Origin of the sequence: Mesorhizobium sp. M5C.F.Ca.IN.020.32.2.1, assembly GCF_004023105.1 — a bacterium.
In the GTDB taxonomy this organism is placed as follows: domain Bacteria; phylum Pseudomonadota; class Alphaproteobacteria; order Rhizobiales; family Rhizobiaceae; genus Mesorhizobium; species Mesorhizobium wenxiniae.
Map to the genome: position 1 here is coordinate 1 of NZ_RZSX01000044.1, position 14722 is coordinate 14722.

Consider the following 14722-nt stretch of genomic DNA (forward strand, 5'->3'; position numbering starts at 1 on the left):
AGCGCGTGCTGCGTGAACGGATGCCAGACTCGAGACTGCGCCATCAGTCGCCTCCGGCAATCATGGCCAGGTCGAAGCCGGAAATCATTGCATCTCTCAACGTTTCACCCGTCAGCGGACCGAGGTGCGGCAGCCTGCCGAGCTGCGGCACGCCGCCGAATTCCACGATTGTCCTTTGCGTATCGGCCACCTCTTCGCCCATGAAGGCAATGCCGATGAGCGGGATGGAGCGGGCTCTCAGGGCCTCGATCGACAACAGCGTATGATTGATGGTGCCGAGCGCGGTGCGGGCGCACAGTATTACCGGCAGCCGCCATTGTTCGAATATGTCAATGAACCTTGTCTGTCGATTGAGCGGCACCATCAGCCCGCCGGCGCCTTCGATGACGAGCGGTGTCGGCAGGACCGGAAATGAAAGATCGTCGGCCTCGATCGCGACGCCGTCGATTTCGGCTGATCGATGCGGCGACAGCGGCATCGTCAGTCGATAGACTTCGGGCAGCACGCGTCCGTCGGGCAAGCCGGAAAGCCGGGCGACGACCTCGCTGTCAGTCTCCTCGTCGAGGCCCGATTGCACCGGCTTCCAGTAGAAGCCGTCGAGCAGCCCGGCAAGTCCGGCCGAAAATACTGTCTTGCCAATTCCGGTGTCTGTTCCGGTGACGACGATGCGTTTGGTCATGCTGTGGCCAACACCTCAACGAGAGCCTCGACCATGGCGGAAATGTCGGTCTCGTCGACGTTGAGCGTCAGCGAAATGCGCAGGCGCGATGTGCCCTCGGGCACCGTCGGCGGACGTATGCCGCGTATGTCGAAGCCGCGTGCCTGCAGGGCCGCCGCCACCGCCATGGTGCGCCCAACGTCGCCGATGACAAATGGCTGGATCTGCGAGCCGCTGGGTACGACGCCGCAGCGCTCGGCCAATTGGCGGCCGGCGCAGGCAACGCGTTCCTGCAGCTGAGCGCGGCGCATGGGCTCGTCGGACAGAATAGTCAGCGCTTCGCGCGCCGCGACCGCCATCAGCGGCGAGGGCGCGGTGGCGTAGATGAACGGCCGGCACCGGTTGACGAGATAATCGCACAGTGTCCTCGGCCCGGTGACGAGTGCACCGGATGCGCCGAGCGCCTTGCCGCATGAGTGGAGCGTGACGATGTTGTCGCGGCCTTGGCACGCGGCGGCCAGTCCCCGGCCGTCCGGTCCCCAGATGCCGGTGGCATGCGCTTCATCGACGACGATGAATGCCTGGTGCCGATCGGCCATCGCGACCAGGCTCTCCATCGGCGCGCGGTCGCCATCCATGCTGTAAAGGCTTTCGACGGCGATCCACACGCGCCCCGTGCCGCCTTCGGCGCGCCAGCGGGTGATTGCGTCCTCGACAGCGTCGACGTCGTTGTGCGCGGCCAGCTTGAACTCGGCGCGCCCGGCCTGCGCGCCCTCATGCATGCTGGCATGGGCGAGTTCGTCGAGGACCAGCAGGTCGCCTTTCTGCGGCAGCGCGGTCAACAGGGCGAAGTTGGCGATGTAGCCGCTGCCAAAGAACAGCGCACGGTCGGCGCCGAAGAATGCCGCGGCGTCCGCCTCCAGTTGCTCATGTTCCGGTGCGTTGCCGCGCAACAGCCGCGACCCGGTGGCGCCAACCGGCGTGCCCCGCGCAATCGCCGCCGCAACCGCTTCGCCAAGTCTGTTGGAGGCGGCAAGTCCGAGATAGTCGTTCGACGAGAAGTCGAGACCGGCGCGCGGTGCGAGCGTCCGCAACCGGTCCTTGCGCGCCAGTCCGCGCAAGGATGCGTCATAGCGGGCAAGAATTGCCTCGTTCATTGCGTGGCGAGTTCCATCGGCTCGATGCCGAGACGCTGGAACAGAAGGCTATCCTTGTCCTCGCCGGGATTGTCCGCCGTCAGCAGCGTGTCGCCGACAAAGATCGAGTTAGCGCCGGCAAAGAAGCACAACGCCTGCGTTTCGTCGCTCATCGCCGTCCTGCCGGCGGACAGCCTTACACAGGATTTCGGCATCATCACCCGCGCGAGCGCAACGATGCGGACGAAATCGATCGGATCGATGGCGTCGGCCGCGGCAAGCGGCGTGCCTTCGATGGGAATAAGCATGTTGATCGGCACGCTTTCCGGCGGCTCGGGCAGGTTCGCGAGCGTGACCAGCATGTCGATGCGATCGGTCTTTTCTTCCCCCATCCCGACGATGCCGCCGCAGCAGACTTTCATCCCAACCGCGCGCACGTGCCCAAGCGTTTCCAGCCGGTCGGCAAAAGTCCTGGTTGAAATAACCTCGCCATAGTAGCGCTCAGAGGTATCGATGTTGTGGTTATAGTAGTCGAGACCGGCCTGCTTCAGGCGAGCAGCTTGCTCAAGATCGAGCATGCCGAGCGTCATGCAGGTCTCCATGCCGAGCGCCTTGACGCCCTCGATCATGGCGACCACAACGTCCATGTCGCGCTCCTTGGGACTTCGCCACGCTGCGCCCATGCAATAGCGCGTTGCGCCGCCATCACGCGCCTTGGCCGCTTCGTCGATGACATGCTTGACGTTCATCAGCTTCGACGCCTTCACCCCGGTTTCGTAATGCGCAGACTGGCTGCAATAGCCGCAATCTTCGGGGCAGCCGCCGGTCTTGATGCTAAGGAGCCGCGACAGCTGCACTCGGTTTCGATCGAAGTTCTGGCGGTGGATCGTCTGAGCTAGGAACAGCAGATCGTTGAATGGCATGCCGTAGATGGCCTCAGCCTCTTTGCGGTTCCATCGCGGAGGCGTTCCATCGACCGATTGCATGGTCTGGTTCACGTCGAACTCCGAGTTCATTCCAACCGTCATCGTCAAACCTTTGTTGCTAGTCCGGTACGCCTTCAGGAGTCTGTCGACCGGCAAGCTCGGTCCGACTTGGCTTTGGAGCGCACTCGCTAAAAGGCGAGCTGCGGCACGTCTTTCCACCGCCTTCCTACGCCTGCCGAGCTGATGTTGCTCCTCATGCCGTAATCCTCAGTTCAAATGCTTGCAGATGTTCTGGTGGTCCGGCATGTCCAGGCCGATGTCGAGGATCGGGGCGCTGTGCGTCAGCCATCCCATGGAGATGAGATCGACACCGGTCGCCGCAATCGCCGCCGCCGTTTTCGGCGTCACCCGACCGGAAGCCTCGGTGATCGTACGGCCACCCACTATAGAAACCGCGCGGGCAAGATCCTCGACCGACATATTGTCGAGCAGCACCGCGTCAACACCAATCGCGAGCGCTGCATCGAGCTGCTTCAGCGTGTCGACCTCAACCTCGACCTTCACCATATGCCCTGCGGCGGCGCGCGCCCGCTCTATTGCTGTGCGGATATCGCCGGCGATCGCGATGTGATTGTCCTTTATGAGCACGCCGTCATCGAGGCCGAAGCGGTGATTGGCACCGCCGCCGACGCGCACGGCGTATTTTTCCAATACCCGCAGGCCGGGCGTCGTCTTTCGCGTCGATACGATCCTCGCCTTGTGACCGCGCACGGCCTCAACCATCGCCGCTGTGGCAGTGGCAATGCCGCTCAGCCGGCATAAGAAATTGAGGGCAGTGCGTTCGGCCGTGAGCAGGCCTCGCGCGGGTCCGGACAATCTTGCAATGGTTTCCCCGGCCCCGACATCGCTGCCATCAGGGCGCCAGATCTGGATGTTGATCGCCGGTTCCACGAGCAGGAAGGCGTACGAGACCAGATCGAGCCCGGCAACGACGCCCGCCTGCCTCGATCTGAGCACCAACGTGGCAGTGCAATCATGCGGGATAACCGCATCGCTGGTCAGGTCGCCGCATCTGCCCAGGTCTTCGAGGAGCGCACCGCGCACAATCGGTTCGATCAGGGTCGCGGGGAGGGGGGAGAATGAAATCACATCAGGTGCTCCGTATGGTAGCCCGGCAATCGAGTGCGGCCGCGGCCCGCATTGCGCTGTGCAGTGTCAGCCGTGATGGGCGCGCGTCGGCATCGTGGAGCGGGAAATCGGACCGACAGTGCGCGCCTCGACTCTCTTCCCGCCCCAGGGCCGCCACGGCGATCATCAGTGAGACCAAAGCCGGACCAGAGGCAGCGACATTGTCAGCTGCGATCGGCAGCAGGGTCGCCACCGCTTCGCGCATTGCCTCGCCGTCGCGGATGATACCCAGGGCGGCGGAGACAATTGGGCGGACCGCGGAAGCGTCTGGTCGTGGAGGGACGAATGTGGAGCATCTGCGCGGTCGCCGGGTATACGACGTGCCGGCAACGCTTTCGGCAACCCAGCTCGCGGTGACCGCCGCTTCGGTGAGCGAGTTGCTGGCCAGGCGGTTGGCGCCGTGCAGGCCGGTACAGGCGACCTCACCGCAGGCCCACAATCCCTCGATGGAGCTGCGGCCGGCGCTGTCTACGGCGACGCCGCCCATGTGATAATGTGCCGCCGGGCGCACCGGGATCGGGTCGGTCGCGGGGTCGACCCCTGCGCTCCGGCACAATTCGGCGATGCCTGGAAAACGCTTGCCAAATCTCGGGCCGAGACTTTGCCGTGCATCCAGGAATACGCGGCGTCCAACGGCAAGCTGGTGCCAAATGGCGCGCGCTACGACGTCGCGAGGCGCAAGTTCACCGCCAGGTGTGTCAGCGAGGAAGCGCTCTCCTCGCTCATCGATGAGCACCGCGCCTTCGCCACGCACGGCTTCGCTCACCAGCGGCATCGGCCGGCGCGGACCGTCGAGCGCAGTTGGATGGAACTGTATGAATTCCAAGTCGGCGAGTTCCGCCCCCGCCCATGCGGCGAGCGCCAGCCCGTGACCCCATGAGCCAGCGGGGTTTGTCGTGTCGCAAAACAGCCCGCCGACGCCGCCGGTCGCCAGCACCGCGCGACGCGTGGGCAGAGCGAGCGCGCCGGCTCGTCCTGCGGCGACCACGGCGATGACCGACCCGTCCTGCACGACCAGCCGGCGGACCTCCACATTTTCGATAGTGGTGATCGAGGCTGTACGCCGAACCGCGGCGATGAGCACGCGCACCAACTCGCGACCGGTGGCGTCGCCGGCTGCATGCACAATCCGCCGTCGCGAGTGTGCCGCCTCGAGCCCAAGTCGCAACGCGCGGTCAGGGTGCTGGTCGAAGGCGACGCCGAACCTTTGGATCGTCCTAATCGCTTCGGGTGCAGCTCGGACCACTCGCCGCACCGTGGCCTCGTCGCAGAGTCCGTCGCCGGCAGCTATCGTGTCGCAAAGGTGAAAATCCGGGCCGTCGTCGCCGCCGAGACTTGCCGCAAGACCGCCCTGGGCAAGCTCACTGCAGGCTCCGGTTCCAAGCGGCGCGTTGGTCAAAAGCACGACCGGTTCCGGCGCCAGATGAAGCGCCGTCATCAGGCCGGCAATGCCGCCACCGATGACGACCGGCGCCCCGGCGATGTCGCGAACCTCCAGGCTCATAGGGAAAGCATGCGCTCGACCGCGCGGCGGGCGGGGCCGGCAATTTCGGGATCAATCCGGACCTCATGCCGGTTCTGCTCGAGCGCGGCGCGAATGTTGGCCAGGTTGATGCGCTTCATGTGCGGGCACAGGTTGCATGGGCGAACGAACTCGACGTCGGGATGCGCGACCGCGACGTTGTCGCTCATCGAACATTCGGTCAGAAGGACGACACGCGTCGGTTTCTCCCGCTCGACATAATCCGACATCGCTGCGGTCGAGCCGGAGAACTCCGCCTCCGCGACAACGTCTGGTGGGCATTCTGGATGGGCCAGCACGATGACGCCTGGATGGGCATCGCGCAGTTCCCGAATGTCTGCTGCGGTGAAGCGCTCATGCACCTCGCAATGGCCTTTCCAGGCGATGATCTCGACGTCTGTATCGGCTGCCACGTTCCTCGCCAGATATTCGTCCGGCAGCATCAGCACACGCGCCACGCCAAGCGATTCCACCACCGCCTTCGCGTTGCCGGACGTGCAGCAGATGTCGGACTCCGCTTTTACGGCGGCCGAAGTGTTGACGTAAGTAACAACGGGGACCCCCGGATACCGCAGCCGCATTAGCCGCACGTCGTCTGCCGTGATCGATTCGGCCAGCGAGCAGCCGGCGCTGAGATCCGGGATGAGCACGGTCTTGTTCGGATTGAGCAGTTTTGCCGTCTCGGCCATGAAATGAACGCCGGCAACCACGATGATGTCGGCGTCGACCGTCACCGCCTTGTGGGCCAACGCCAGGCTGTCGCCGACGATGTCTGCCACGCAATGAAAAATTTCGGGCGTCTGGTAATTGTGCGCCAGCACCACCGCATTGCGCTCACGCTTCAGCGCTAAGATGGCTTCAATATCGCCGGCGAACGCGAGCCATTCAACGGGAGGGATCACCCGCCGGACACGCTCATACAGGGACGCAGCCATAGGTAACGCCCCAGCCATTGGCGCCTCGATTATATTCGGTTTGACAATAAGGGAATATGTCTACCTTGACTATAAGTATGTCAAGCCCGCGCCAGCGGTAATTTTGTCCCGGCGATAGCCCTGTCGTCGAGAACGGCATGGCGGAAGCGATAAAGCTTCGCCGGTCGGCCGCCCGTGTCGAGGGAGGTCTCCCCAGTCTCCTCAACAAGATCCTGCTGCTCGACCAGTCTCCGGAAGTTGGGCTTGTTGATGAGCCTGCCAGCCAGAGCTTCCACGGTTCGCTGCAGTTGCAGCAGCGTGAAGGAAGGCCGCATAAGCTCGAACACGACCGGCCGGTATTTGATCTTCGAACGCAGCCGCGCAATCCCGGTTGCCAGAATACGACGGTGGTCAGCGACCATTGGTTTGCCAGCCGCGGCCGCAATCGCGTCCCTGCCGCCACCGGCCTCTTCAATCAGAGCAGCTTCATAGAGCAACTCGTAGCGTTGGAGCGTGAGTTCCTCGTTCCAATGGCGGTCGTCGAAGCCGAAGGCTATCGCAGCGCGCTGCCGGCGCTCGCGTTGAGTGGTCGGCTCGCTGGCGCCGCCGGCCCACTCAATCAGGCGGGGCCGCAATCTATCGAGCAGCACAGGCGGCGTGCCGAAGCGGTGGTCCTCCCAGGGAAAATATTCGTACCAACTTTGCCAGCCGCACGCGGCCGAGTTCGTTGCCTGTTCCTTCCTGGTCAATGCGAGATAGCTGATTGAGATGACGCGCTGGTGGCGCTCAGTGCCGATGCGATCGCGATCGGCGAAGGTGTAGAGTTGCTCGATGTATCCCAGTGCATGGCCGGTCTGCTGCTCCACCCACCCCCTCAAACCCGACTGCAGCGATCGATGCTCAAGCGCAAAAGGTCCAGAAGGGAGGGTGTCCGCATGACCGACGGTGAGGACACAGGGCTCACTGTCGTTTACGGCGACCACGACGGCAGTCAGGTCCACTTTGGCTTCGTCAGCTTTGACGGCGGCTTTGCCTTTCTTGGTTCTTCTTGTCTGAGGATCCATGTTTGCGAAAGTGGGTTGGCCCAACGGAGCGCCTTAATCGATTGAATGTAACCTTGGCAGCCAGCACGTCAACACCGTACTACTCAAGCACTGTTTTTAGCTCTTCGCAGTCGCACAAAAATATGCCAAACGCGACACCCGCTGTTGGTAACGTAAGGGAAGGGGGCGTCGGTTGAGCGCGGCTGGTGAGATAAAAGGGATTAACCCTCCAGATATTCGATTGCGAAAAGGCCAAACGCCACTTGTATGCTTGACGGCCTACACCACGCCGGTCGCGAGGCTACTCGATCGCCACTGCGACATCGTTCTTGTCGGCGACAGCGTCGGCATGGTGGGCACGGCCTGTCGTCGACGCTGGGCGTCACGCTCGACATGATGATCATGCACGGACAGGCCGTTCGCCGCGGCCTTGAACACGCGCTGATGGTCGTCGACCTGCCCTTCGGTTCCTACGAGGAAAGCCCAGAGCACGCTTTCGGCAACGCTGCGCGCGTGATGGGTGAGACCGGTTGTTCAGCGGTGAAGCTCGAGGGCGGCGAGACCATCGCGGAAACCATCCGCTTCCTTACCGCGCGCGGCGTACCTGTCATGGCCCATGTGGGGCTGACGCCGCAGGCGGTAAACACGTTCGGAGGCTATCGTGTGCAGGGCCGGGGAGCCGATGCAGAGCGGATCAGGCGCGACGCCAGGGCGGTAACCGAGGCGGGCGCCTTCTCCTTGGTGCTCGAAAAGATACCGGAGCAGCTTGCACGGCAGATAACCGCCGATATCGACATACCCACCATCGGCATCGGTGCCTCGCCAGCTTGCGACGGCCAGATTCTGGTGAGCGACGATATGCTCGGGCTCTTCACCTCATTTCGGCCGAAGTTCGTCAAACGCTATGCCGAGCTCGGTGAGCAGGCTGAGGCGGCAATCGCCGCTTACGCCACCGATGTGCGGAACCGGCACTTTCCGGCGGTCGAACATCTCTATGTCAACGCCTTGAAGGCCGGAGACTTCACATGAGCGTGCCGATCGCTCGAACTGTGAGCGAGCTGCGCGCCGTCGTTGCGCAATGGCGTCGCTCGGGTGCCACGATCGGTATTGTGCCGACCATGGGAGCCTTGCACGACGGGCATCTGAGCCTTGTGCGGAAGGCGCTTGAAAGGGCCGAGCGGGTGATCGTGACGCTGTTCGTAAACCCCAAGCAGTTCAACAGCCCCGCCGACCTGATTGCCTATCCTCGGACGGAAAGCGAAGATGCTGCCAAGCTCGCGCCGCTGGGCACGCATCTGCTCTATGTGCCGGACGCAGAGGAAATGTACCCGGCGGGCTTCGCCACGGTCGTTTCAGTGTCCGGCATCAGCGAATGCCTGTGCGGCGCATTCCGGCCCGGCCATTTCAATGGCGTGGCGACGGTCGTGGCCAAGCTCTTCCTGCAGGCCGGCGCTGACTTCGCCTTTTTTGGCGAAAAGGATTTTCAGCAACTTCAGCTTGTCAGGCGCTTGGTCCGGGACCTCGACATTCCGATCACTATTGTGCCCTGTCCGACAGTCCGCGAAGCCGATGGTCTTGCGCTATCGTCGCGTAACGTGCGGCTCTCCCCAGCCCAACGCGCCATTGCCCCAAAACTAGCATCGGTCCTGCTCGATACGGCCGAGCGGCTTGCACGCGGCTCTCCCATCCTGCCTACGCTTGATGAAGCGCGTGCAACAATTCTGGCTGCCGGCTATCGCGAGCTCGAATACCTGGAGCTTCGCGGAGAAACAGACCTGCAATCGTTAGCAAGCCTTGACCGACCGGCACGCTTGCTTGCTGCGGCTTGGCTTGGCGACACGCGGCTCATCGATAACGTCGCAATATCACCCATCGGTAGTTGGTCAGGTGCGCGGAGCTCTCTCCAATCGGAAGCAGCACAGCAATTGCGGTGATGACGGCGGCGCGTCGTACGCCCTGCAGGGACAGGCCATCATTTAGAACCACGTCTCCGCCCGGCTTCCAGCAACCTCCGCGAGGTAGGCAAAGCGCAGATGCATCGCGTATTTGAAACCTTGGTCGAGCAACTCTCTGCAAGCGTCGATGCCGTCGATCTCCATGAGGCAATGGCGTCCGCCGCAGCCGGGTTCGACTTTCCGTTCTTCGCTTATTTCACCTACCCATCCGCTTCCGGCGACACGCCGCGATTGATCTCGAATTATCCATCATCATGGACATCACATTACCTGCAACTGCGCTACCACAGCGTGGATCCCGTGATCCTGCGGGGACTGCGAGGCTGGGATACCTTCGACTGGGGTGTGGACCGCGATCACCGTTATTTGCCGACCTCGCAGCAGGAAGTCCTGGAAAAAGCAGCTGAGTTCGGCATTCGCGGCGGACTGACCATGTCGATGCATGATCATCGCGGCCGGTTCGCCGCACTGACCTTCGCCTCCAACGAGGCGCATCCGCCACTTTTGAGGTCGCTGACGCGCTACGAAAAAGCAATGCAGTTGGTTGCGATCAACGTTCATATCCATGCCCGGCGCAGGCTCGCCGAAGATTGCGTGGTAGATGGCATAACGCTCACCCCGCGGGAGTTCGAGTGCCTGAAATGGGCGGCGTGCGGCAAGTCGGCCTGGGATATCAGCCAGATTCTCGGTGTCTCGAAACGCACCGTGACCTTCCATCAGGAAAACGCCAAGGCGAAGCTTGGCGTGCGAACCATCAACCAGGCCATAGTGCGGATGGCTGCTCGGGCGAGATCCTGATCCTCTCCAAGGCTAGCTGTAAAGGTCTACAGGCTGCATTCATGACGGCTTTGCCCTTCGATTGCGTGGACACATCCCGCACGGAGACGACAATGATGCAGCTGATAACACCCGACTGCTACGCCGAGTTCGCGAGCGAACTCAGGGAAATGCACGGGCTTAGGTATCGGGTTTTCAAGAAGCGGCTCGATTGGGAAGTGCAGACCGAAGGCGAAATGGAAACGGACCCGTTTGACAGCCTGAACCCCGTCTACCTACTTCTCAAGGGGTCCGATTGGCGAACTTGCGGCTGCGTCCGCCTTTTGCCGACCACCGGACCGACTATGTTGCGCGATACGTTTCCGGCGCTGCTGGATGAGATGGTGGTCCCTGCGAGTGCCGATATCTGGGAGAGTAGTCGTTTCGCGCTCGATCTCCCTGCGACAGCGCCGAAGGCTGCTGGCGGCCTGGCACAAGCAACCTACGAGCTCTTCGCGGGCATCATCGAATTCGGCTTGGCCAACAATCTCTCCGGGATCGTAACGGTGACAGATACGCGCATCGAAAGGATCCTTCGTCTCGCGACCTGGCCGTTGTCACGTATCGGACAGCCCCAGCAGGTCGGCAACACCGAGGCAGTCGCCGGCTTCCTCGAGATTTCCTACGCCAGTCTCTTGCGCATCCGCTGGAGGGGACGCCTGAACGGGCCGGTGTTGTGGCAACCAGTTCTCGTCCAATCGGCATAGCGCCTGCGGATGGTCAGCCGTGACCTGGGTTAAGTCTGCTCACGGCCGCCACCGCCCGCCGTCAAGCTGAGCGGACCCGGCCCCACGAGCATTCGACTGTTCCGGTCGATCGACTCGCGCGGCCGGACTTCGGATTTCCGTAGGCGCAACCCGCAGTCCAGCGTGAGCACGCCAAAGTGGCGCCCGTCCGCTTGGAAAGAAGCCAATGTGGCTTCTGAGATCGCCTTGGAATATTGGACCGGCCGCCGTGAGCGATCCCAACCTCAAACCTTTGCCGGTATGCCGGTTTGGCCGGACCGTCGGCCAGTCGGAGCAGTCCCCCGATAAGGACCCGAGCTGACGCGCGATCCAACAGCGCCCAAGCCTATGCTATGTGCATTACCGTTCGGTTGGCCATATCGTCCAAGACCGCATGAAGAAGCCTTCCAACCTCCTGCGCAGCGAACTCTGGCGCAATTCCTACATCGGACAATTGAATGAGCATTTTCTTGGCAGCACAGCGCCAGAACGCACTCGCCGCCTCGCCGTTCTTGGTCTCGAGGGCCTGGGCGATACTTTCGACCAATGTGCGTCGCCGATGCAGCGGAAATACGCAAATGTTTGAGTCATGCATCAATCACCTCACAGTTTCAGTTCCACAAAGAAAACACCGGCGTCTTCAAAAGCGCCGCTTAGCGCGGTGACGGTTCGCGGCGACATGACGAGTTCCACTTCCCCTCGACAAGCCATTGGGCGATGAGCCGCCGGACCGCACATCCGGACCGCACATAAGGTGAACCACCATTGCTGATCCGGCTGCGTTTCCTGTGCCGTTCCGCGACGAGGCGTTCCAGCCCGAATTGACGTCCAATGACTTGATTTCTGAAAGGGCAGGGCGGCACGAATCACCCGACTGTTCCGCCGCTTACATTCCTGCGAGCTTGTGTATGAATGATTAAAGCGTGCCCGAGCCGTTCTTGGTGGCCGCAGAAGGGAATCATGTCATCCGCGCCTATCGTAAGGCCGCGCGACTTCTAGCATGGCTGCACTGCCCCGACAGGGCTTTGCAATCGCGCGTTTCGAAGCCTATGCTTGGCATCGGCCGTCAGTTACTTCGGATGCAGCCGACAGTAAGAGGTACGCGCTCTTGCCCGCATGAGAGAGAGCCTTGCCCGAATCCCTTTTTCGCAACCGGGTGCTGAAATCCCTTTCGCCGGAGGACTTCGCGCTGTTGCGACCATCGCTGCATCGCGTCGAACTGGACATCAAGGCTCAGTTGGAGATCGCGCATCAGCCGATCAGGAATGGATATTTTCCCGAGAGGGGCATCGCCTCGGTGGTCGCCACCATGACCGGCGGACGGCAATGTGAAGTCGGCATTATCGGATATGACGGGATGACAGGAATTGCCCTCATTCTCGGACAGGACAGCTCTTCCAACGAGACCTATATCCAGGTCGCAGGCAATGGCTGGCGCCTGCCGGTTGAAATCATTCGTCCTGCGGTTGCGGAAAGCCCGTCGCTGCGCACGTCAGTGCTGGACTATGCCCACGCGTTCCTTGTCCAGTCGTCCCGGACGGCACTGGTCAATGGCCACTCCAAAATCGAGGAACGGCTGGCCCGCTGGTTGCTGATGATCCATGACCGCTCTGACGGAGACAAGATCTACCTGACGCATGAATTTCTGGCGACCATGCTCGGCGCCCGCCGTCCCGGGGTCACCACGGCCCTGCAAATGCTTGAATATCGAGGACTTGTCCGTGCCAAGCGCGGCGAGGTCACGATTATCGACCGCGTCGGATTGATGGAACTCACGCATGGCGCTTACGGCGAGGAGGAGCAACGTTATTTCGGCCTGGCCACCGCTGCCTGATTGTCCGGTATCGGACATAGGCTTGAAGGCTGCCGAACTCCCGTCCTAGATCGTGTCAGTCAGAGTTTCAGGGAGGCGGGTGAAAAAGCCGCCGAAGCCTATGTTCTGTCCAGAGGCAAGGCCCGGTTCCTCTCCACCGCCCAGGCGATCCGCGCCATTCGAACGCTTATGCCGGCGTGCAAAGCGACCGATCGCGAGTTGAGGAATTGGTGGCGGCGACGTCCATCGTTCACGGTGTGCCCGTCGCCTTCGACGCAAAAACAGCCGAGGGAGTAGAACCACGGCTGCATTCCTAGGAGGGCATGCCGCGCCGTCCAGACTGTCAGATCGGGCATTCGTCAGATGGTTGTCCGCTAACTTAACTGGCAGAGTCTACAGGACGTGTCCAGCATTGCGAACTCACCGATCGCTTGGCGGCCAAAGCTGCCGGCAAGCGATCGCCTCATCCAGCCGTCTGCACCATCTCATCACAGACATCATCGGTGATGCTACCTGCCCAGCATATGTCCAGCATTTCGCAGGGCGGCCAGAAGGAGCCTCGCATAGCCTGTGACATCGATCTGGGCCTGCATGGACAGGGGCATGCTGGTCCAGTTCTCCAATGGTGCAATGAAAGGTGAGAAGGTGCCATTGACAAGGCAACAGCAGCTAACAAGGCCCTCTCGGTCCAATGCCACCACACCGATCTTGTCGCCTGGATATCCAATGGCTGCGACTCGCTGGACCTCCAGGTCACCGTCAACCCGCACGTCGAAAAGAAGGCTACCACGGCTCCTCGTGGCTATCTCAGCCGCCTTCTCATCAAAGCTTGAAGAGAGCAAGCGGACGCTTTCCACCGCCATCTGGAAAATCACCAAATCCAGTTCATTCACGGCCATATGGGCAATTGCGCGCAATGGGTGGTGATTGCAATGACACACACTGCTTGTTCACAGATGTCGGTCACGAACGATCATTCGTCGGGTTCCGGTTCCGACCAACGGTGTGGCCACCTGATCGTGCTGCGGTTCGAACATTCCTAACGCGAGCCGAGCGCTGTTGATGAGGATGGAGTCTAGGTCTCGGGCCCTGCCTCGCGGCTTGCTCATCCTTGGCAGACCCCTTGCAACGCCGCCGCGATGGCGCAAACGCAGATGACGCTGATCCATCGCTTAATCGTGAACTGAGCTTCTGAACACCCTTGGTGGGACAGCAGGGTGGAAGGGCTTGACCAACGCTGCCGCCGTTTTCGAAGAGGGCCCGTCCTCGATTGAATCTTTGGAGCCCCGTGCGGCGCGCAGGAAAATGTTGACCATCTGGACGCAGGTCCCAGACCCCAAGGCAAACAGGGAACCTTCCAGCCAGCCAAGCTGCGCCGAAGCAAAGAGCGACCTTTGGAATTCCCAAGAACGGACCCTTCCATAGTTGACTGGCAACCGCAGCGCGAGTGCGGGAGAGCGAACAAGCACTGCGTGAGAGGTCCTGCGCGTTTTCCCCTCTTTGCTATTTGGCACATCGCTTGCGCCGAAGTGGGCGCAGCGTTCGACCGGAGCACTGCATGGGAGAAGGAGGAGCCCCACCCCGATCCGGTCAAGGAGAGAAACGGTGTTGGTTCCACAAGTCCCCATAGCGAACGCAGCGGCCCGCAAGCGCCATTTTGCCCGGGCCTACGTGCAGATGCTTGCCGCCATAATCCTGGGTGCTGCAATCGGCTATTTCCATTTGGAGACCGGCCAGAGCCTGAAGCCGCTCGGCGATGCCTTCGTCGATGTCGTCAAGATAATCACCGTACCTGTCATCTTCCTGACAATAGCGACCGGCATTGCCGGCATGAGCGATCTGCAGAAGGTCGGCCGAGTTGCCGCCAAGGCGATGGTTTATTTCCTCACCTTCTCGACACTTGCACTCGTTGTCGGACTGATTGTCGCGAATATCGTTCAGCCTGGCGCCGGCCTCAACATCGATCCGGCCTCGCTCGATGTCCAAGCCGTTAAGGGCTATGTGGCCACGGCTCACGAGCAGTCCG

The 14722-nt window shown here is 61.7% G+C and carries 14 protein-coding genes and 1 pseudogene; 6 read left to right on the forward strand and 9 right to left on the reverse strand.

What is annotated here, in order from left to right; all coding sequences use genetic code 11:
* Window positions 1–43: 43 nt before the first annotated feature.
* From bioD to EOA86_RS03835, 7 genes are all read right to left on the reverse strand, one after another.
* On the reverse strand, window positions 44–679 hold the full coding sequence (gene bioD, locus EOA86_RS03805) for a dethiobiotin synthase (protein WP_029354884.1): 636 nt from the start codon (window positions 677–679) through the stop codon (window positions 44–46).
* Window positions 676–1815, reverse strand: coding sequence for an 8-amino-7-oxononanoate synthase (locus tag EOA86_RS03810; protein WP_128340761.1), 1140 nt, complete (start codon window positions 1813–1815; stop codon window positions 676–678). The genes bioD and EOA86_RS03810 overlap by 4 nt, the downstream gene beginning before the upstream one ends.
* The gene (gene bioB, locus EOA86_RS03815; protein WP_236370746.1) at window positions 1812–2780 is read right to left on the reverse strand and encodes a biotin synthase BioB; all 969 of its coding nucleotides are present in this window, start codon (window positions 2778–2780) and stop codon (window positions 1812–1814) included. Before bioB ends, EOA86_RS03810 begins: the two co-directional genes overlap by 4 nt.
* A 207-nt stretch (window positions 2781–2987) precedes the next feature.
* Window positions 2988–3866 (reverse strand): carboxylating nicotinate-nucleotide diphosphorylase, encoded by an 879-nt coding sequence (gene nadC, locus EOA86_RS03820; RefSeq protein ID WP_091595900.1) that lies wholly within the window; start codon window positions 3864–3866, stop codon window positions 2988–2990.
* A 4-nt stretch (window positions 3867–3870) separates the two neighbouring features.
* Complete coding sequence (locus EOA86_RS03825) at window positions 3871–5412, reverse strand: L-aspartate oxidase (protein WP_029354892.1); 1542 nt, start codon at window positions 5410–5412, stop codon at window positions 3871–3873.
* Window positions 5409–6383 carry a quinolinate synthase NadA gene (nadA, locus tag EOA86_RS03830; protein ID WP_029354894.1) on the reverse strand — a complete coding sequence of 325 codons (975 nt, stop codon included), beginning with the start codon at window positions 6381–6383 and terminating at the stop codon, window positions 5409–5411. Before nadA ends, EOA86_RS03825 begins: the two co-directional genes overlap by 4 nt.
* 62 nt (window positions 6384–6445) lie before the next feature.
* A complete protein-coding gene (locus EOA86_RS03835) occupies window positions 6446–7408 on the reverse strand; it encodes a hypothetical protein (protein WP_091595813.1) in 963 nt (320 codons plus the stop codon).
* Between the two features lie 172 nt (window positions 7409–7580).
* Here EOA86_RS03835 and panB point away from each other — a divergent pair.
* The 4 genes and pseudogenes from panB (at window position 7581) to EOA86_RS03855 (ending at window position 10865) form a co-directional block, all read left to right on the forward strand.
* A pseudogene (gene panB / locus EOA86_RS03840) lies at window positions 7581–8416 on the forward strand (3-methyl-2-oxobutanoate hydroxymethyltransferase).
* Window positions 8413–9321, forward strand: a complete 909-nt coding sequence (gene panC / locus EOA86_RS03845) for a pantoate--beta-alanine ligase (RefSeq protein ID WP_091595811.1) — start codon at window positions 8413–8415, stop codon at window positions 9319–9321. Before panB ends, panC begins: the two are co-directional and overlap by 4 nt.
* Window positions 9322–9441: 120 nt before the next feature.
* Window positions 9442–10140 (forward strand): LuxR family transcriptional regulator, encoded by a 699-nt coding sequence (locus EOA86_RS03850; RefSeq protein ID WP_348628457.1) that lies wholly within the window; start codon window positions 9442–9444, stop codon window positions 10138–10140.
* Between the two features lie 92 nt (window positions 10141–10232).
* Window positions 10233–10865, forward strand: a complete 633-nt coding sequence (locus EOA86_RS03855; RefSeq protein WP_029354900.1) for an acyl-homoserine-lactone synthase — start codon at window positions 10233–10235, stop codon at window positions 10863–10865.
* Between the two features lie 364 nt (window positions 10866–11229).
* Here the strand turns inward: EOA86_RS03855 and EOA86_RS39945 are convergent, their stop codons facing one another.
* On the reverse strand, window positions 11230–11478 hold the full coding sequence (locus EOA86_RS39945) for a DUF6074 family protein (protein WP_029354901.1): 249 nt from the start codon (window positions 11476–11478) through the stop codon (window positions 11230–11232).
* A 534-nt stretch (window positions 11479–12012) separates the two neighbouring features.
* Between EOA86_RS39945 and EOA86_RS03865 the strand changes: the two genes are divergently transcribed.
* Window positions 12013–12717, forward strand: a complete 705-nt coding sequence (locus EOA86_RS03865; RefSeq protein ID WP_029354903.1) for a Crp/Fnr family transcriptional regulator — start codon at window positions 12013–12015, stop codon at window positions 12715–12717.
* Between the two features lie 488 nt (window positions 12718–13205).
* Here the strand turns inward: EOA86_RS03865 and EOA86_RS03875 are convergent, their stop codons facing one another.
* A complete protein-coding gene (locus EOA86_RS03875; protein ID WP_029354905.1) occupies window positions 13206–13595 on the reverse strand; it encodes a hypothetical protein in 390 nt (129 codons plus the stop codon).
* 706 nt (window positions 13596–14301) lie between these two features.
* Between EOA86_RS03875 and EOA86_RS03880 the strand changes: the two genes are divergently transcribed.
* Window positions 14302–14722 (forward strand): cation:dicarboxylase symporter family transporter (locus EOA86_RS03880; RefSeq protein WP_245489828.1); only part of this gene is annotated, 421 nt, incomplete at its 3' end.